Below are 20,652 nucleotides of genomic sequence, written 5' to 3' on the forward strand. Positions count from 1 at the left end.
TAGAAATTTAAGATTACTTCCAATCGTTAGAGGGTGGATCGACCACCCTCTAACAATAAAAAATATAATTAAGACCTAAATTAAGACCTGAATTATACTTGACCTTAGAGTTTAAATGTGGTATATTATAATTAATATAATAGATTTAAGCTCTGAAAGGTGGAAACTTTAAATGTTAAAAAAAGGAACAACGATAGTTTCAGCAGCAAATTTTAAAACTCATATTTCTAAGTATTTGAAGGAAATTGATAAAGATCAGGAGCCAGTGTTTCTTACTGTTAATGGAGAAGGCAATCATGTAGTTATGCATATTGATGTGTATGATGAATTACGGAGATATAAGCAGCATTGTTTGGAACATGGAATTTATGTGGATACATTTAAATGTGTAATGTGTGAAAATGAGTTTCCAATTACTGAGAGAGTGGATTTTCCGTCTCAGGGTGAACTGATGCATGGGGTTTGTAAGGAATGTGCAGGTAAGTATCTTGAAAAAATAAAAGCTGAGGGTATTATTTAATAGGAATTAGCATTTAGAGGAGATAAAAATTATGAAAAATGGAATAGTAGAATATGATTTATTTAAGAAAAATTTATTAAAGACAGTTAAAGTAAAAGGAGTATTAGTAAAAAAAATGAATAAAAGCGATAATTTTTTACTCGATGCTTCAACTCAAGCCAAACTATATAAAACAAGTTTAGGAGCCGTAGAGAAATATGGCTTTTTACACAAAAAAATAAAACATGTGTATGTTGTCTATGAAGATTTTGATAATACCATAAAATATTATGATTATCCGCAATAATTAACTAAACTGAAACTTAGTAAAGGGAAGAGATTGTATGAAAAATAATCTATATAAAATCGTATTTAATGACGGAAAAGTAAAAATGCTTGTGGCTACTGATTTGTCATATGAAGAATGTGAGAAGTTGATGCAAAAACAGGAAAAACCAGAATTATATCACATAGTTGAAATTGCAGATGATTTTAATTATTATTCATTCGTTTTGAATGATGTTGAAAGAATCTATTATACATATGTCAGCAATGATAGTGAGCAAGAGATATTAGAATGGGCAGAAAAATTTGGATTTATAAATTATGATGATTTTTCAAAATGCACAGATATAAGAAAAATACCACAAGAGGAAGTGGATAGTCGAAATAAAAATCTTTACAAAGAGTGGTGGGAGAGAAGGGAAAAAAGAAAATTATCAGGCGAAGATGTTTCATTTGATTTAATTCCACCAACGATAGGAGAAGTTCAGTTAAATTAGAATTTTCAGGAGGAAAGGGATATGCGTAGATTCGTTGGAACAATTAGAACAGACATAGATGGATCAGATTGTGAATTCACATTTGAAGTAGAAGACAACGCTACTGTAAAAGAAATAGAGGAGGCTGGTAAAGAGGCTGCATTTGGTCATATGGAATGGAATTACGATGAAGTGACAGTCAATTAGTATTATGAAGGGGTTTGAATTATGAATGCATTATTATCTAAATATAAATGCGAAGGTCAACTTTCATTCGATTTTATACGTGATAAACAACCAAAACAACTGCCAGGTGAATACATTAATAGCGCTCGCCTTGGGCAAGAACTTTCATTTGATGAAATAACTCATAGAGTAGGAAATTTGATTGCGATAGACTGTAGCACTGAAAGCCGCACTTGGTACAAAGTAGTAAAAATTGAAGAAATATATGCTTATAAGGACGGTACTCGCAGGCTCATCTATTACGACGGCAAACGGCAAAGAGGGCTTGTTGATGAAGCGTATTTCAACAAAGCCAGGAGAAACCCATTAAGGGCTTGGCGATTAAACTGATATTTATAGGAGGTTAAAAGTGAACTTATTTAAAAAAAAAAACAAATACCAGATAACTGTTTAATGTTTATAGATGAAATAGGTAATACTTACTTGGCTGATGAAAAAGATAAAGATATGCTAAATATAACACAAGGAAGTATACATACTGGAAAGTGTAAAGAATTGGATATTTGTAAAAGCATTCCCAAGACGGTTTCCTGTGTATGGGCACCAACTGAATGCGATCTACAAGGTTATTGTCCTCATTGTGGATCAGATGTGATGAACTCTTTCAATAAAGTTTTCTGCGGAAAATGTGGGGAGGAGATTGAGTGGCCCCAGAAGTAAAGCTGATATTCGACGGGGCATAAGTCTAGTCAAGGAAATTAGCATTTAACGAAGAAAGGAATTTTAAATTTTGAAAGAAAGTATTGTGTTTGCTATAACTATGATTGTCACAGGTATATTATATAATACTATTTATGCTTTATGGACAATAAGAAAAATCAAAAAGAAATATAAGAATAAATAAGCTGAATTAACAGCTCAGAGAAAGGATTAAGATGGATAAAGAGATGATGCAAACTGTACTAACAGAGGAAAATAGAGAATATTATACTGATTCGGATTCCGGATTAAGGTGTTTTGATGAGAATGGACTTACTTATGTGGAAGAACCGGAAAGTGGGATTTTTTATCCTAATATTGTTATGGAAGAATCAGAACAGAGCCTGTCAAAGTGGGGGATGATGAGACTTAATTATATTAAGGATCACAAAATGGTGCTGTGGTCAGAGCTGACCATGACAATGGAACTGCATCAGCATTGTTTGGATGTGCAAGAGGAAGCTTTAGAGATGCATCAGAAATTGTTAGAAGAGAGAATGAAACCTTATCGGCATTTACAAACTGAAGACTATTTTGATTATCTTCAGACACTCAATAATATGATCAACCAGGTGGATGAAATTGTTGCCAATGAACTGATTTATGTTTAAGTTAGAATATAGCGAGAGGAGCAAATAATCAATGCGTTTTCAGGATGTAATAAAAAGTAATCAAGAATATTTTGAGGATTTTATCACCAGAAGTACTTACCATTCAAATGCAATTGAGGGCAATACATTAAGCTATGGTGAGACATATGCTATCTTGTGGAATGATAATTCATTTAAGGTTAAAACATCTCCCAGAGAGTTATATGAAGCAATTAACCATAAATATGCACTTTCCTATATGTTAGAAAACTTGGAATTGCCATTGTCAAAGTCGTTTGTTTGTCACATTGCATCACTTGTAAATAAAAATATTGATGAAATTGATAATTATAGAAAAGGAAGTGTATTTATAAGAGGAGCAGAACATATTCCGCCATTACCGAATGAGGTGCCGCAGGCAATGATGTATCTGATGCATAATATAGACCATACTGAATATGAAAACGTATTTGAAAAAGCAGCCAGTTTTCATTTGCAATTTGAACGGATTCATCCATTTAGTGATGGTAATGGAAGGACGGGTCGTCTTTTAATCAATTATTTGCTTCTTAAGGAGGATCAGGTTCCAATTGTTATTCCTAAAGATGATAGGGTAGACTACTTTGAGTTGTTGGCAAATCAGGATATTAATAGATTAAGTGCTTTTTTCAAAAGCTTAAGTGATAAAGAAAACAGCATTATGCAGCGGTTTGAAATGAGTCGAGAAGAAATAGAAGAATCCGATAAACCGCAGCCATTTGGTAAAGATTTTGAAACGCCAGCATTTGATTCTGACTGGAAAGCTAATATGGATCAGAAGAGACAAGATAGCAATTCGGGAAGCTCTTATGTGCCAGACAACAACATAGATATAGAACTTTAGTAAAATTGCTATACCCCTAGAAGGAAATATATGGTAAAATAAAGAAAGCAAAATTATCATTGTGAGTTAGGGGTAAGTATATGCCACTTTATTTACAGGTTCCATATGAAGAAAGAGAACAGGCAAAAAAATTAGGGGCAGTATGGGATAATGGCAGGAAACAATGGTATGTCGCAAATAAAAATAATTATCAAAAATTTCTTAGATGGTATCCTTACCTTGGAAATGATGATATCATATGTGATTGGGTATATATAGTAAGAACAAAATATAAATGTCCCAAGTGTAATAAAAATACAAGTGTAATTGCTTTTGCTATTCAAAATCACTTTGAAGTAGAAGTGACAAAGAGTGGCAAAATCAAGAAGTGGGATTATCATGATGAATTTATTCGTCTTATACAAAGAGAAGATGAGGTTTTGTTTGGGTCAGATGAGGAGCAAAGAAACCATAACCGTTTTGAAAACTATCTAAAGAAACGATTTGGATATTATTATGAATCTTCTAGTTGTTACGCGAATCACTGCTGGGAATGTGGAGCAGTTTTGAAGTTTAGCTTGTTGCACGAAATTCCGGGAGGGCCGTTTTACTTAGACACTTTATATTGTAATGGTGTGCCACAACCAAAAGATTTTAAATTATTTAAAATATTTTTAAGTGAAGATGGTTTGTTCACACAGTATTATACAGGTGACGGGATTTATACCTATGATCAATTTATACTTGATGAGAACAAGAAAATAGAAATTCTGGATTTTAAAATAAGCATTATGGATTTATAGAAGGGGGATATAATTATGAGGAAAAGAATGAAGCAGATTGCAGCCATGGCAATTACAATGGCAACTTTAGCAGGAAATGCTTTTCCGGCATATGCAGCACAATTTGGTAGTCGTTTGGATGGTAATGGGATTTGGAGTAATACGAATAATTTGACATGGAGCTTTAATAATGGTGGCAGCGTAACTATTGGGAGAGGGCCAGTATTTAATAATGTACACCCGGAAATCACTGATACTGAATACTTTTTAAAAGAATCTATCCTCTACCCAGGAGAAACAATCGGAACAAAAAACAGTGCTGGAGGGTATAAAGCTGATTATTCAGAAGCATTACCTCTTTTACAGGAGTTTGTAAACAGCTTTGACTGGATTCATAGTGATGAACTGACCAGACTTCAAAGGGTATTCAAAAGAATTGCTAATGGCCAGAGTGGAAATATTGAGGGCAGTCCAGTTGCAAGTTCTTTTCCAGTATTGCAGTATGGAAAAGGAGTTTGCATGAACTTTGCATCAGATTTTCAGCGTCTTGCTTCATATGTGGGTTTAGAGTGTGTAACTTACAGTGCAGGACCGATGCATACGGCTTGTTTGGTAAAGATTAATGAACAATGGATCATAGTTGATCCGTATATGGTTTCACCTTTGTTTAATGGTAATTACACTATTCCAGTTGACTATAATACAGAATATAATCGGTATGCGAATGAAGTAAATAGCAGCCAGTGGTATCAAGATCAGATGCAGCAAGTGGAATGGCAGAGACAGGCCGAAGCGGGAGAAATAACCTGGGTTGAGTATTATCAAAGGATTTATTCGGGAATGAGTGAAACCGAAATTCAAGAAAAGTTCATGAGTTGGGACGGACATGTAGATGGACTCGGTAACTAATAACTGAATAGGTATACAGAAAAAGAGAAGTAATCATTTAGCAATTTGCTGACTGGTTACTTCTTTTTTGTTTTAGTTTTTTAAATCGTTCATGAGCGAGAGTGGAGCGTTTTAATTAAATAACTAAAAATAGGAGGGAATAATGAATAAGCGAATGAAGAAACGAAACAGATACATATCATGGTTGTTGTCTGTTGTGATAACGGCAATGGCTTTTATGCCTTATCTTCCGGTGCAAGCAGCTAAGCTGCATAATCCAGGAGATAGTCTGCCGGCTTTCGGAAATAATTGGCATTTCTATTGTATTGATGCTTATGGGGTCGCATCTAATGGTATCTTACAGGCTGGAGATATGTACACATACGTGTTACCATCTACCCGCTTGAATGATACAGAAAGAGCCTATTTATTTTGGGCAACATTATCAATGCTCGCAGGCTTTGGTAATCAGCAAAATATTAATACTATTATTGATAAAATTAATGCTGGAGCTGCTGGAGCTGGTTTAACACCAATTAATAAACTGGTGACTGAAACAGACTTAAAAACTATTATACATAAGGCTGAGACAAGAGCGAAATATCCCTGGCTTGTAGATGCAGTAAATAATGCTGAGGAATATATGAAGCTAGGTGGAATTATTAGTTCAGGAACTGAGACAAGTAATTCTGGAAAATCAATTCCATCAGTATTGCAAGGGCATACAGATTTATCGGCCGCTTTAAGTGTGGGGAATACATTTACTATTGAGTTTGATGTTGGTGGAGCTGATACAGATTTTATTCAAAAGGTTCCGTTAAAATTCTCGTCAGATGGCAGTATTGGTTCTTTTCTTCCTAAACCAATGGGAGGGTGGACATATCAAAAAACGGATACTAATATCATATTTTCCAATCCGAACCCGACCCCCCCTCAGCTGTATATTCAGTTTGATACTTATGGTACTGAATATCAAACTGCAGGTAGTTTTGCTTCTGTTGAGGATGCTTATGAAGATGGTTTGCAGTTATGGGTTTGTACACAATGTAGCGGAACACATGTAAGTCATTCAAAGACAGTTCCCTTAGAAGATCATCAGCGTCTGGTATTTTTAGAGTTAGAAACTTCTTCTAAACCGTATTATGCTGCAATTGGTACCGATCCGGTCCCTTCTCTTGTTGGTGGCAGCATTGATTTTAAGATCTATCGCCATAACGAGGAGATGAAATCTACATATAACTTGCAACTTAATAAATATGATGGTGAAACCGGAAAACCACTCTCAAACGCAATATTTAAGCTTTATGAGCGTTTTGATGATAAAGGCCGGGTAAATACGGAGCGTGACGGCGCAGTAGAACTGTATGAGGGTGGAGAGCCTTACAAGAGCTATTATTCAGATAATCCTGTCATATGGGATAACTTCCGCTTTGTTGGTTCTGTAACAACGGATGAATCTGGCTATGGTGAAAAAACTGTTAATCATACTTATAATTACGATAAAACATTTTGTGATGGGCATCCGGCTCCTGAATTTGTTTCCGTTCCGGAGGAGGAAACTGATGAGGAAACCGGAGAGGTAACCAATGAAGCAGAAATTGAAGCTGCTCAGGCTGAAAATCAACGCCTTGCAAATGCCTGGGTAAGCTGTGTGGCAGATTGTGAAGAACATGCTTCCGGGGAATTCGAGGGGGTACATTTTCACTGGATACAGTCAGGAGTCAATGTCTCAGAGATTGAAAGTGTTCTGTCTGATGGGGGAAGTGATACACCTGACGGTGGCGTAACGACATCAGCCAGTGAAGAGGAAGCATATCAGGAATCCGGATGCCAGGCAGATTGTCAGGCCACTTATGAAAAATTTATTTCCATGAAATATAGCTATACCTGGATAGAATCAACGGCGAAAGACGGATATACTCTGCATGATCTGCATCCAGATGATGTTCCGATCGAGGTTATAACAACGGATGCTTCTGAAAACGGAGACAATGCTTCTTTTTCAGGATTGTACAGCAAAGATATTGCGATCAATTCAGAAGTTACTGGAAGATCTGCTTACATAATTAAAGCACAAAGAGCGGCAATTGAAGCATTCCAGATGGAGGAGCCTGTAGAGGAAGATATTAAGCTTGAGCAGGAAAAGGAATCAACTATCATTCAAAAAATTATTAATTTCTTTTTACCTCCTGATCCAGAATCAGAGGATATAGAGGTTGAGGAAGAAATTGATAATGACGATTCGTTGTTTGATGACAGTGACAAGATAGCCACCAACTCAAATGCATATGATTCTTCACAATTTTTGAAGTTATCATCTTCCAATGTTTCTAATTCTATTCTGTATAACGAAAATGAAGAAGTGATGGAGGAACCCGAAACAAAAGCAGCTGAGGAACCCGAAACAGAAGCGGCTGACGAGCTTGAAACAGAAGTAGCTGAGGAATCAGAACCAGCAGCAACAAAAGAGAAAGAACCAGAGACAGTGGCGAAAACAAAAACGGAAATGAACCAGAGAATTTCAAAGGTAAATAAAGCCACAAATTCTAATGCACTGGTTCAATCAGAAATTGTTTTTACAACAATATCTAACGCAAGGTCAGGAATTAATTTGTTGGCTGAAGAAGGTGATGATGAAACTGGTAGTACCGGCGATCTGTTCGTACCAGCCTATAATACTGCTTTGACATCGGCCAGTGTAGGGGAAGATGTTGAAGCCGGACCATCTACTAATTACAGTCACTGTAATGATTCAGATGGAGAAGGTAACCGGTGGAGGATATATGATCACCGGACTGAAGGGGAAATTCATGCAAAAAAATATGATATAGAGCTTTTAAAAGGAGAATCTGGAGAGTATGATCCCAGCGGTGATGCTCAGGGGGATGGAACTGTTGAAGGAGGTGTGTATGGGCTGTTTGCTGCCAGTGCACTAACCCATCCGGATGGAAAAACCGGGACTGTCTATGAAGCGAATGATCTTGTTTCCATCGGAACCGCTGATAAAAATGGTGAGTTGTCTTTTATGGCATATACAGAGGCTCCTGGATTTACTTACAACTATGAAACCGGAACCGTGGTGGAAACAGCAAGCGGCTGGGCAAGAAAAGCTCCTTCCAACCTCTATGTGGCTGACAGTTCCTATGACGATTACTCAGCAGATGGCGAGTATACAAGAGCGTATTATGATAATAAATCCAATAATGGAAATGAATGGATTGGCCGGCCACTTTTAATGGGTGATTATTATGTGAAAGAATTAAGCCGTTCTGAGGGATTTGAACTTTCTGTAGGAAGCAAAGAAAACAGTCATACAAACAATGGCCAGGATGTAAATACAGGGGTACCTGGTAATTCAGGAAGCGGTTACGCTGCCATAACCAAAAATCTGTATCCAGAGGGACAAATTTCAGATAATCCAACTGGTGAATGGGGAAGCCCAGATTATAACGAATTGTTCTTTGCTGTGGAAAGCAAAGGGACTGGAATGGCTGGATTTGATATTCTACTTAATAACCTACCAGAGGGATCAAAAATATACCGCTTAGATAATGGAACGGAAAGCCGGGTAGTAGAAGTAGGAACGGGTGTTTATGATAAGGTAATGCTTGGTTATTATGTTACAGCAGAAAATGACTATCAGTATCCGAAATATAACCCGGACGGCAGCTTGATGACAACAGAAGTTTCAACGAATTATCAGGCCAACCAATTCCAGGTTGCACAGTGGCAGGATCTCGACACAACAGCGGTTCAAGCGGCCCTAGAGAGTGAAGAGCCGGCCATGACTGACGTGGAGGTCCTGGATAAGCTGGCCAGCGATTTTACTTCTGATGATTTTAACTTTCTGAAAGGGAAAACCGAAAAAGCACTCCGCAGTAGTGGAAAGAATACTCCTAAAATAAAAACCAACGGTAGTGGTTATTCCAGTATTTATGCAGGTGTTTTTGATGCCGGAGTGAGAGAGGGCGATATTGATGCATATGGTGTGTCTGGGGTAACTCCTGGAAGCCCTGCAATCCGCACGGTGTATGGTTCCCCAATTATAACACTGCAAATTAACAAGCTGGACAGTCAGGACAATCCAATTAAAGTCGGAGATGCAATTTTGTCTGTCCTGGATTTTTATAACACGAACAATTTTTACAACTATGGCGGTGTTCACAGCATAGAAGAGGATTCCAGTGCTTACTATATTACGGTTTATGCAAGCCAGTATGGGAATCCAAAGACCTTTTTTGCATCCGGCAGCGATCCGGAAACAGACAGTATTATTTATAATCGGGTAGAGTACCTTCCAGATGATACGAGTGAAAGTCCAAGATACATATATGCAACGTATTCTAATAATCCGGACAATGGAGCATTTGGTACCTATGATGGTTTTAAATCAGAACTGATTGGAAGCCGCTACTACATATCGGCTCGTCTGATTACAGATGCCGTAGCAACCGGAACGGGCGGACTGATCAGTAAAACCATTACTCAAAATGTGTATTATCAAACAGGTGAAACTCCATATGATAAGGACGGAAATCCAATCGAAGCATATGAGTACGTGGAACAGACCAAAAAGATTATGCAGGATGTGACTGTCGGACAGTGGATAGAGCTGCCCCTTTCTACCGTGAATGGAGCCAAGATCTGCCATGCCGTCAGCAGTTATACAGATGCTTATGGAGCGGCCCATGCAGATGAAGATTTACAGTCTTACACCTTCCGGATTGTCGTACCTGAAAAACAGATTACCCTGACTCAGGCAGATATTGAGACAATGAGGAACCCGGCCGGGTGGTCTGCAGGGGATAAGATGGGAGCGGCCTCCTATTATGTGGCAGTAAGAAATGCGAACATAAAAATATACCTGGATTATGAAAAACTAAGTATTGCCGGTGAGGGAAGCTATATTAAGACAATTACCCTAAGTTATCCGGGACAGGAATATATCTGGCAGGATGGAGAAAACCGCCCAGGAACGAATACCAGATTAAGTCCTGTAAGAGTAGAACAGAGAGCAATCAAGCAGCAAATCAAGGTTACAAAGAAAATTGATCCTGGTTCTTATGAAAACACAAATTCTTACAGCGATGTACAGGAAGATTGGTTTACGAAACTTTTTGGCACTCCTAAGATCAACAAGATGGATAATTTCCGCTTTAAGACATACTTACGATCTAATTTATTGAGGCTGTATCGGGATGAGGCCGGTTCCGTCACATGGGTAGATCTAAAGGGTAATGAGATTGATGTTTTGGCGGTTAATGATGCCTACCCGGAGCTGGTGAACAAGATATATACAAAAGCTCTTCATCAGACGGATCCGCTCTATAGGGATTCCAATGATGCGGTTATTTACAACAAGGAATTGTATAGCTACACCGGTGATCTCATCAACGATGGGCAAAATAGTGGTTATACTGCCATTTTGGAAACATCAGATCAACTGGTGGAAGATGCAGCCGGCACAAGAGTTATTTCAGGCTACAATTACGAAAAGTTCTTTGATGCAATTGCGGTAGCCAATAATGACAAATGGGATATTGCCACACCGACTTATACCTCTTATCAGCCAATCGGAAATGAGGCAAATCGAACGACTTACACGATAGAGAATGCCAAAGCTTCTGACATGGTACGTCAGTTTGCCATCACCTGGTACTTAGATGATGAAATCGCCAAACTGGTACAGAAGGTTCCATCGAACAACGAGGAAACGGAAACTGCCGGTGATGCCACTTATTCTGACGAATTGTACGATGAAGCCTTGTATCATGCAATCATCAAAGCAGAAAACTATTTAAAACCATTTTTCAGCTATGATATGGACGAGATTTATGCTGTTGATTGGGATACAGAAGGCGGCGGTGGAACTGATGACGATCTATCAACGCTTTCTGCTAATATAGAAGCAGACGAATATTACTTTAACACTTCTGAATATCTGCCATACGGAGTTTATGTAGTGGCAGAGCAGCAACCACAATATAGCAGTTTAGAGGATTTTGCTAATAAGCATTATCAGATTGATAAGCCAAGAGAAGTAGTCGTTCCTACGGTATATGCTTCTTATGATGGTTCCCAGCAGATTCCAGCAATGCTTAATGAATATTATAACTATGATGCAGAAGAAACGGCAGAGGAGCTGGCGGCTAAGTATCAGATCCGGTTTGTTGAAGAGGATCATGTGATAAAGGCTCATAATTATAACGGCGATTTTGAAGTGTATAAGCATGGATTAAGCATCAGCCAGATTACAAACGAAGTACCTGGTATACCGGGAGCCGGTGATTATTTTTCCCTTACTCAGTCAGAATACCGTCCACTTAAAAATTATTACAATGTTCAGGATGATCGGATGACTGGTAATGTGCCGTATTACCTGACAGAGGGACAAAGCGGAAGAGATGGAATTTCAACATCATATCGTTATAGTTCCGTCTCAGAATCTTTTGGAGTGGCGAATGATGTGCCATATCCGGGAGCTGCTGTGACAGAAGATAACCTGCTTGGAATTATGTACCAGGACAATGTGAAGTCCATGCAGGGAAACCTTACTGCTTATGACGGAAAATTTGCTGCAATGCTGGTACCTTATACCGTAACTGCACCGGCCAGTGCCAGCAGTGAGGCAAATGAGGTAACGCCACAGCCAAGTGGGGAGAGTTCCTACATTGGATATGCTTATAACCAGTTTGAAAATCGTTTCTATACCTCTAAACTGAGGATTGAAAAGCTGGATAGCGAAACCCATGAGAACATTCTTCATGATGGTGCGATATTTGGAATTTATGCAGCAAAACGGGACGATTCGAAAGATGGTGACGGAGCAGTATTATTTTACAAAACAGACACTTTGGTTTCCGGGACAAAAGAGTTTCTGGAAGCAATGGGAGCAACTGGAATCACTCCGTTTGTGCGGAACCTTTCCTGGTTCGAAAAACTGATTGGAAAAGAAGCCGGCCCTGGAAATCTCTACAACGGAACTGTACCAGCTAGAACCCCGATCTGCGAGGAATCGGATCAGGTGATATTAGGTGATTCCTTTGGGAACCAGACAGTAACATTTAAAGCCTACAGTACCGTTCTGGACGGCTTGATGAAAGATGAAACAGATAACTCTACCCAGAGATACCAGTATCAGACGGTTGGATATATTGAAACACCTCAGCCATTAGGTGCAGGTACCTATGTTGTGGCGGAACTGAAACCAACTTCCGGATATACCAGGAGTAAGCCGGTAGCACTTGAATTGTATTCTGATAAAGTGGCTTATTACAAAGAGGGAAACAAAGATGACCGTGTGCTTGCGGCCATGTATGAAGATCCTTCCGACAATCAGTCCACAAATGGGAATAAACCCCAGGATATTGTAAATGTGGCCAGAATTAATGTAGAAAACACTCCGATCAAACTTATGGTTGAAAAGGTGAAGGAATCCAGTGTTAATACAGCAGAGACAACCGCAGATAAGACCGTAACCTATAAGGTTAGCGGTCGTGTGGACGGCACCCTTGCTGAAATTGGTAACAACCCTGATCTTATATACGCCTACAGTGAAAATGGTACTTACTTAGGGTACGCATGGAAAAAAGGTACATTAGAGCAGCTTGCAGCAAGAAAAGCAGCTGGTGAATTGGTGGAACTGGCCTATGAAGGAAATGTATTTACCGGCTATGGTTTTGTAACACGAACACTGGAAACGGCCAATGATACCAACCAATATGTTGCTGGGGCAACGATGACTTTGTACGATGCCCTGGAACTTAAGCCAACCGGGGATACCCAGGATCACGCCTACAATGGGCTGACAATTGAACGAAACCGCACCAATAACATTACCAGAATGTATGTGAAAGAAGGCTTTGCTGACGAAAAGGTTGAGTTTGTCAAAGAAACAGATGAGGCTGGAAATGAATGCCAGGTAACTGTCCAGGCCGGAGTAGATAAAAATCAGAATCCTATTATGGAATCCGGAGCGATCTGGACAGCTGAAACGGTTCAAAGATTAGATACGGATATCCTCTACTATGACCTAGACAGTCTAAATCTTTTTACTACCAAGACAATTGAAGGTCAGAGCGTTAAATATGGATATGACAGGAAACATGTTCCGGTACCGTTATCTACGCTGGAGTCAGATAAAGTAAACTTTGACAAGACGGACAGTGAGTATTCCATTTATGCATTCAAAAATGGAGCTGCCTACCTGGAATTTGTTGGCGGTGATTTCACACAGATCCGTTATTCAGCAAATGATAAGATGCTTGAGGTCGGAGAAGATACGATTGTTTATCACATTGACCGGGATGGAAACCGGGATGCACTGGTTGATCCTTACACCGGTATGGCATATGTTCTCGAAAAACAGCCTGACGGAAGTCAGAAAGTCCTTGTGTGGGCGGTTAATATCCGGAGAGATATTTATGGAAATATAATAGCTAGGGATAAAATTACAACTTCTAGGATAGCAACCGTTGGCGAAAATAAAGCAGGATACCCTGACAACGGAACAATTGAAGTAACTAATAATTCAGGGACAGCAGTCACAAATCCAACTTACAGCCACACGGAATCCGGATATATTACCGGCTCCTGGGGTTCCGATGCCGGAGAAGAAAGTCATAAACAATCATCAGTGCTACAGAATAGCAATGGCCAGAGTATGAATGACAGTACACTGGTTGATGAAAATAATGGTAGTTTTGAGAAAGACATGAATCCGGTATACGATGAACATGGTCTGCCCTCATACTACCAGCGTAGTGATGAAACTTACGATAAAGGGACAGAACTTTATGACAGAAACGGTGATTTTGTCCGCTATCAGGATTCCGATAATCTGGAGGAATATAATCAAGCAGCCTATCGTATCAATGAGCCGGGCGAATTACTTGATGGAGATGAGACAAGAGAGAACCAGAATCAGAAGAATCTATACCACCGGATGGGAGAAGCCTATATTGTGCAGAATACCTGGGTCACTTCTGATACCACTCCCAATGATCCATTTGATCTTACCATGACAGACGGTCAGGCAGATATCTTAAAACGATTACCAGAAGGTAACTATATCCTGGAGGAACTCATAAGTCCAGAGGGTATGAACAAAGGCCTGCCGGTGGGTAAAACCGTTTTGGAAACAGCAGATATGCAGAATACAAAAATGGTAGATACGTCCACTAAGACGGAAATTGAAAAACTAGACGGAACTAATAAATATACTGTAAATCGTATTGATATGCTTTCCGGAAAAACGATGGGAACTGTATTAGAGGGGAAAGGTACTTACAGATACGGGCATGTTTCCGGTGCGGATCTGGCTCTTTATAAAGCAAAACGGGTTTATACCTCTTCCGGATATTATTTACAGAAAGCGGCTGATACCCCGGTAGCGTTTGCAACAACAAACGACACGGTTTCGGCTCCTGAAGTGATTCATGCAGCCTGGACAACGGGAACAACGCCGGTCTATTTTGAAGGATTGCCTATCGGAGACTATTTGCTGGAAGAAACAACAACACCAACAGGATATGTAACTGCTACACCAGTAGAAATAACCGTTACAAATACCAGAGAAGTTCAAAACTTCACAATGAATAACGATCATACAAAAGTGGAAGTTGATAAGTATGTAACAGTCGGAGATGAGAGGATTTTCCTGGGGAATGTTGGCTTTACCCTATATCCGGCAGTTATGGATAAATCTGGTGTGGTGTATCAAGATGGAAAGCCGGTTTACGATGACACAACGGTTATTGACACCTGGGTGACCAATGATGCTACCGATTACACAGAATCTATAGATTTGAGAAACTATCCTAACAGCAATCAGAATGGGCAGAGCGGCTTCACCTTAGAATTTGAGTCCATGTACAAGTTAAACGGCACCAAGCCTGGGACAAGCATTTCCTGGGCAGTAGAGAGAACTGCCACGAGAACCAGCAAAAATGATACCGTTTGGGTCATGGAAGATGGAACGAAAATTCCTATCATCAATGGTGTGATCACCTACCCGGCAGGAATGGATCAGCAGGATATGGATGGATTTTTATCTGCTTATGATGCCAATCATGGAGCGAACACCATTAAATGGATCGTCAACCGGTCCGCAGCCTATGTGTCTCATACTCAGATTGACAGCGGAAATACAACTGCATTCCCAACAGAAGCTACTATGTTTTTTGAAACTGATAATGGGGAAATGATCCGGATTACCGTATATGAGGGTACCGCAGACAGAAATGGACGAAACTATACGTTTGAATATCAGTATGATTATAAGCAGCTGTCCGTAGTTAATTCTAAAGCGTATTCTTACTTGACCGCCGAGGGCTACCGCCGGTTCAATTATATGCCAGCCGGCATGGCCTATGTGCTGGTTGAAACAGGTGTCCCGGAAGGGTACGCAAAAGCAGAGGATACGGTGATTATTGTAAAGGATATTGCTGATGTGCAGCACTACGCCATTGAAAACGAAGTGAGTGCGATCCGGATCAGCAAAGTCAGCGGCGATGGAACCAAAGAATTTGCCGGCAACGAATTAGCACTTTACAAAGCTGCTACTGATAGCAGCCTTATAAAAACACCAGAGTATCTTTTTACAACATGGTTTACCGGAAGTGATGGAGAATATACCGAAGCTGATTTTATTAATGGCCGGATTCCGGAAGGATACAGTCAGGGAGATTTAAAGCCACACACCATAACTGGTATGGACAATGGAATTTATTACGTGGTAGAAAATGCCAGTGCAGACTACTACACCTTATTTGAGCCAATCAGGATCGAATATAACCGGGCTGATGATATAAGGATTGTCCGAGCCAGCAATCAGGTAGCGGAAGGTCAGCTGGAAATTATCAAAGCGGATGAAACTGGTACAAATTTGTTATCCGGTGCTGTTTTTGAAGTAAGTGCATATTTACAGCAATCAGGAAGCAGGGAACCAGTATTTACAAGAACGGTAAGTACGACCAATGGTAAGGCTATATTGACAGGGCTGTCGGTCGGAAGAATCTTATCAGACGGAAGTGTAGAACCATACCGGTACCGGGTAAAGGAGATCGTGCCGCCGGATGGATATGCAGTGAATACTTTGATCGAAACCTTTAGTTTTGCTCCTGATAATGGCGGTAAGTCTTATCAGCCAGGAGAAACAGCAAAGTATAGCGTTACAGTACTAAATGAGAAAACCAAGATTACTATTGAGAAACGAGATTTTGACAAGCTGGAGGATACCGGTATTGATGGCGCCTTCGTTGATGGTGCACAAATGGCTATCTTTGAACTATTGGGACGGGATGCAGAGGATAACTTCATCTACGATGAAAGCAAAGCATTTACTGAATGGACAACGACTGCAGAACAGCATATGGTGGAAGGTCTGGTTGCTGGAAAGAGCTACCTGTTGGTAGAGAAAAAGGCACCGAAAGGCTATAACCTTATGAATCCAGTCATGTTTACAGTATCACAGGACGGCCGGAAGATTACAACGATATCTGACAAGCTTCATACAGTAACGGTCAATACCATTCAAACGGATGATTTTACGATGGATACTTATAATCCGGATGTGGACTCCATACAGTCCGTAACAATCAGCGGCCGGTATCCAACGAAGATGGAAAAGATCATGGTAAATGAGGCCGGCTATGAAGTTCTTAGATGGACCACAACAGGTAATGGGTATGATATATATCCATCAGAGGATCTGGTTGAAGGAGGACTATATACCATTCGGGAGATCGTGTATTTTTCCGATGGTTCCGAGTTATTAACCGGAAAAACTACCCGGAGGCTGCATTTTAATGATGGCAGCTATCATGTGGAAGATCGAACGATCGGCAGCAATAATTTAACGCTTGCCTACGCAGACGGAACGGAAATCCACTCCTATATTCCAAAAGAATATTTAACGGAAGCAACCATACAGAATCATGTTAATCCGGAAAATCCAAAGATATTTTTATGGAACCGTGATGGTCAGCCGGGAGATGTGCTGAATCCGAACCAGGCAGTAATTGGATCAGTATTTTACGCAAATACATCACATACAACAACGGATGTTGAATTAACACTTCGGTTTGATGATGCAGTAAGAATTATTGACAGCGGAGCCGGAGATCAGGATGATAATAAGCTTACTTTTACTATTCCTGATGTGAAGCCGTTACAGGGCGGATATGTAACATTTGAGCTTGAAGCAGATCATGATTTTAGTTCAACAAGTGTAATAGCAACACTAACATCCAGTGGAAAGACGACTGTTACAACGAAAGAAACGCCGATCTTGCAAGCCAATAAACTGACGATTTTCAATGAACTGACCGGAAGCGGTAAATATTTATTTGCAGATCAGACAAGCCAGTTTAAGGTTCAGTTGTATAGCAATGCCGGCGTGGAGCTAAAAGGCAGTTATGATTACACTGGCAGCAAGAATGGGATCATTAAGAGCGGAGACACTATTTCACTGGCGGGAAACGAGTTTATTGTCATTAATCCGGGCAGTATTTACAAAAATATTCGGTATGATGTCACAAGAATAGAAGATAGCCTGGAGGTGGAAGCCAGGAATACTTCCGGAATAGCTTCATCAGGACTGGGAGCGGCTGCGATCTTTGCCAGGCACACGGTTGATACGTCAGAGCGGGAAAATTTCATCAAAGGTGAAGAGTATTTGTTAACAGAAACTACTGTATTTTCCGACGGTGAAATATTAAAGACAAATCAGTTGAAATTTATGATTTCGGAAGATGGCAGCATAGAAGGAATTGGCGTATATGATAAGCAGACCAAACAGATGATCCATAAAACAGATATTACAACCGGAGAGGAGCTGCCTGGCACGCATATTGTCATTGAAGATGAAGATGAAAATATCATTGATGAGTGGATTTCCAGTGATGAACCCCATGAGATTGAAGCTGAGTTGGAGCCGGGTAAAGAATATACCATGATTGAAAAGAATCCTACAGAAGGGTTTGCCTATGAGGAGGATATCAAATTTTCTGTGAATGAAGATGGAGCCTTTGATGTGGTAGTGATGGAGGACAAGCCAAACACAGAACATATCTACAAATTGGCCACTGCTTCTGAGGCGGCTCCGGACTTTAAACATCATGGTAATCAGGCTGGTGCTATTATGCAAATTCTTGATGCAGATAAGCAGCCGGTTAAGGCCATTCGTGATGACAATTTGTTTAAAGTGGGAGAAGATTTGAATTTTACTACAACCAATGAATTTACAGTAATTACAAAGCAGCTCATTGTAGATACGGCTTATTATCTGCATGAATTAACACCGCCGGTCGGCCTTGCCTATGCAGAGGATGTTCCGTTTACCGTTTCTCATGATGGTACTATTGATACAGTTATTATGTGGGATATTCCTACTCATGTAGTGATAAGCAAGACGGATATTACTGGCGAAAAAGAGCTGCCTGGTGGCCATTATTCCATCCATGAAGATGACGGAGGTGAAAAAGGCAAGAAGATCTATGAATATGATGGAAATGCTGATGGTAGTCCGCAGGATGTAACAGGAGTATTAGAGGCTGGTAAAGATTATTGGCTGGTGGAAGATCTTTCCCCTACGGGCTATGCGTATACAGAAGCTATAAAGTTTTCGATAAGTACAGATGGAAGTCCGGACTACGTGGTAATGATGGATAAAGAAACCAATGTTGATGTCCGGAAAGAAAATAGTTCGGGGAATCTTCTGGGGAAAGCTGTGCTGCAGGTCATTGATGCTTCAGAAACCGTGGTGCTGGAGTTTGAAACAGTCACCGATCAGGTATATTCCATCGTTGGTAAGCTAAAAGCTGGAGAGACATACCGGCTCCGGGAGAAACAAGCTCCTTCTGGCTACCGTACAGCTGCTGATATTGTGTTTACGGTCAGCAAGGACGGATCGGTTGATACCATTACCATGATTGATCAAAAAATTACTACTGATGGAAACACACCAACGCCAAAGCCACCAACGCCAGAGCCAGAAAAGAAGGTTGGACGAATTGTTCCTGAATACAATAGTAATATTTCAGGTGAGGGTCATATACTATTTGGTTCTCCGGGTTCCCCGTTTAGTACCATAGGTTTGCCAAAGACTGGAGTTGAGAGTCATATCATACTTTATGCGTTGCTGGCAATATTTTTTGGTGGTTCGGCATTTGTATTTTTTATAATCCTCAAAAAAGACAGGAGGAAAGAAAGTGAAGAAAGTAAAGAATAAGAGAATGGTTCTTTTACTGGCGGTAGTAGCCATATCCCTAATGGGATATGGCACCACACCGGCTTTGGAAGAGAATAAAATGGTTATTGAAGATACATATGAAAGTTATAATCCCGATGATGAAGGTATTGGCCAATTTAATGCTGAATACTCTAAAGACGGAAAGAAATATAAGCTTTTGGAAATTAAAACAGAGATTATTGACTCATATCCTGAAAAAGAAGAAACGATAATAGATGTTGATTCTGATAGGTTATATGGCACTAATTCAGCTGAGGAAAATCCACCTGCAGAGACAATTGAACAGGACGGAGTCTATTACCTGAAAAGCAGTGTATTATTATCTGGAATGACGGTAGAGCGCACTGAAAATAAGAAATCCGAGATTGAGTATAACGGAGTAAGTTATATTGATGAGCTGCCTGAACGGGGATCGGTAACAGTGACGGATTCCTTAACTGGCAAACAATATAAGCAGGAGTTACCACGAACTGATTATCGAATTACAGGTGAAGATTGGGTAGATGATTTCTCCTTTCCAATTACTATATTTTCAGCAGATGCAGATACCTACATGCTGGGTACCACTGAAATACCTAAGGAAGCGGATTTGAGCCAATATGGAACTGAATTCTTAAATGTTTTGGGACTTAGCCCGGATTATTATAAAATTCGCAGTATTGAGCTGCAGGACGAGCCTTATGAACAAGATGGCGAGATGATACAGGCCGCCATTGCTCATGGCAGCCGTCGGGTTGCGAATATCGTAGCTGTTTTTGAAGGCAATGTTACAATTCCTTCAGAACCATACTGGTATTATCAATGTGAATATAGCAGCATTGCACCAGAGGAAAAGATACAAACAGTATATAAGATTCAAGCAACAGCAAGTTATGAGTTAGTGGATAAAACAGAGGCTGCTACAATTGAAAAAACATTTTGGCAACAGTTTATAGAGTTTGTGAAAAACCCGATTACCATAGCGGTACTGCTCATTTTATTCTTTATTGTAATGTTTTTAATGCTGATTAAGCGAAAAAAGAAAAAGGATAAACCATCTGTTACATATATAAATGATTCTGATAAATAAATGAA

At 39.8% G+C, this 20,652-nt stretch carries 12 protein-coding genes; all 12 read left to right on the forward strand.

Features of this window, described 5'->3' with window-relative positions:
• The first annotated feature begins 172 nt into the window (after nt 1–172).
• The 12 genes from BMW45_RS16945 (at nt 173) to BMW45_RS16995 (ending at nt 20,647) form a co-directional block, all read left to right on the forward strand.
• Entirely contained in the window at nt 173–520 is a 348-nt protein-coding gene (locus BMW45_RS16945; protein WP_092246702.1) for a type II toxin-antitoxin system Phd/YefM family antitoxin, read from the forward strand.
• Nucleotides 521–551: 31 nt separating this feature from the next.
• A complete protein-coding gene (locus tag BMW45_RS16950; protein WP_092246705.1) occupies nt 552–806 on the forward strand; it encodes a hypothetical protein in 255 nt (84 codons plus the stop codon).
• A 37-nt stretch (nt 807–843) separates the two neighbouring features.
• Nucleotides 844–1,281 carry a hypothetical protein gene (locus tag BMW45_RS16955; protein ID WP_092246708.1) on the forward strand — a complete coding sequence of 146 codons (438 nt, stop codon included), beginning with the start codon at nt 844–846 and terminating at the stop codon, nt 1,279–1,281.
• Nucleotides 1,282–1,302: 21 nt separating this feature from the next.
• Nucleotides 1,303–1,467, forward strand: coding sequence for a hypothetical protein (locus tag BMW45_RS27950; RefSeq protein ID WP_166433407.1), 165 nt, complete (start codon nt 1,303–1,305; stop codon nt 1,465–1,467).
• 21 nt (nt 1,468–1,488) lie between these two features.
• A complete protein-coding gene (locus tag BMW45_RS16960) occupies nt 1,489–1,836 on the forward strand; it encodes a hypothetical protein (RefSeq protein WP_092246711.1) in 348 nt (115 codons plus the stop codon).
• Nucleotides 1,837–1,929: 93 nt separating this feature from the next.
• The gene (locus BMW45_RS16965; protein WP_143057060.1) at nt 1,930–2,166 is read left to right on the forward strand and encodes a hypothetical protein; all 237 of its coding nucleotides are present in this window, start codon (nt 1,930–1,932) and stop codon (nt 2,164–2,166) included.
• Nucleotides 2,167–2,381: 215 nt separating this feature from the next.
• Nucleotides 2,382–2,816, forward strand: a complete 435-nt coding sequence (locus tag BMW45_RS16970; protein ID WP_092246717.1) for a TnpV protein — start codon at nt 2,382–2,384, stop codon at nt 2,814–2,816.
• A gap of 31 nt (nt 2,817–2,847) precedes the next feature.
• Nucleotides 2,848–3,678, forward strand: a complete 831-nt coding sequence (locus tag BMW45_RS28760; RefSeq protein ID WP_092246719.1) for a Fic family protein — start codon at nt 2,848–2,850, stop codon at nt 3,676–3,678.
• Between the two features lie 80 nt (nt 3,679–3,758).
• Entirely contained in the window at nt 3,759–4,460 is a 702-nt protein-coding gene (locus tag BMW45_RS16980) for a DUF5710 domain-containing protein (protein WP_092246721.1), read from the forward strand.
• Nucleotides 4,461–4,475: 15 nt separating this feature from the next.
• A complete protein-coding gene (locus tag BMW45_RS16985; protein WP_092246724.1) occupies nt 4,476–5,348 on the forward strand; it encodes a transglutaminase-like domain-containing protein in 873 nt (290 codons plus the stop codon).
• Between the two features lie 142 nt (nt 5,349–5,490).
• Complete coding sequence (locus BMW45_RS16990; protein ID WP_092246727.1) at nt 5,491–19,557, forward strand: SpaA isopeptide-forming pilin-related protein; 14,067 nt, start codon at nt 5,491–5,493, stop codon at nt 19,555–19,557.
• Nucleotides 19,538–20,647 (forward strand): hypothetical protein, encoded by a 1,110-nt coding sequence (locus BMW45_RS16995; protein WP_092246730.1) that lies wholly within the window; start codon nt 19,538–19,540, stop codon nt 20,645–20,647. Before BMW45_RS16990 ends, BMW45_RS16995 begins: the two co-directional genes overlap by 20 nt.
• Nucleotides 20,648–20,652 lie beyond the last annotated feature (5 nt).

It is taken from the genome of Lacrimispora sphenoides (assembly GCF_900105215.1).
Classification (GTDB): Bacteria; Bacillota; Clostridia; order Lachnospirales; family Lachnospiraceae; genus Lacrimispora; species Lacrimispora sphenoides_A.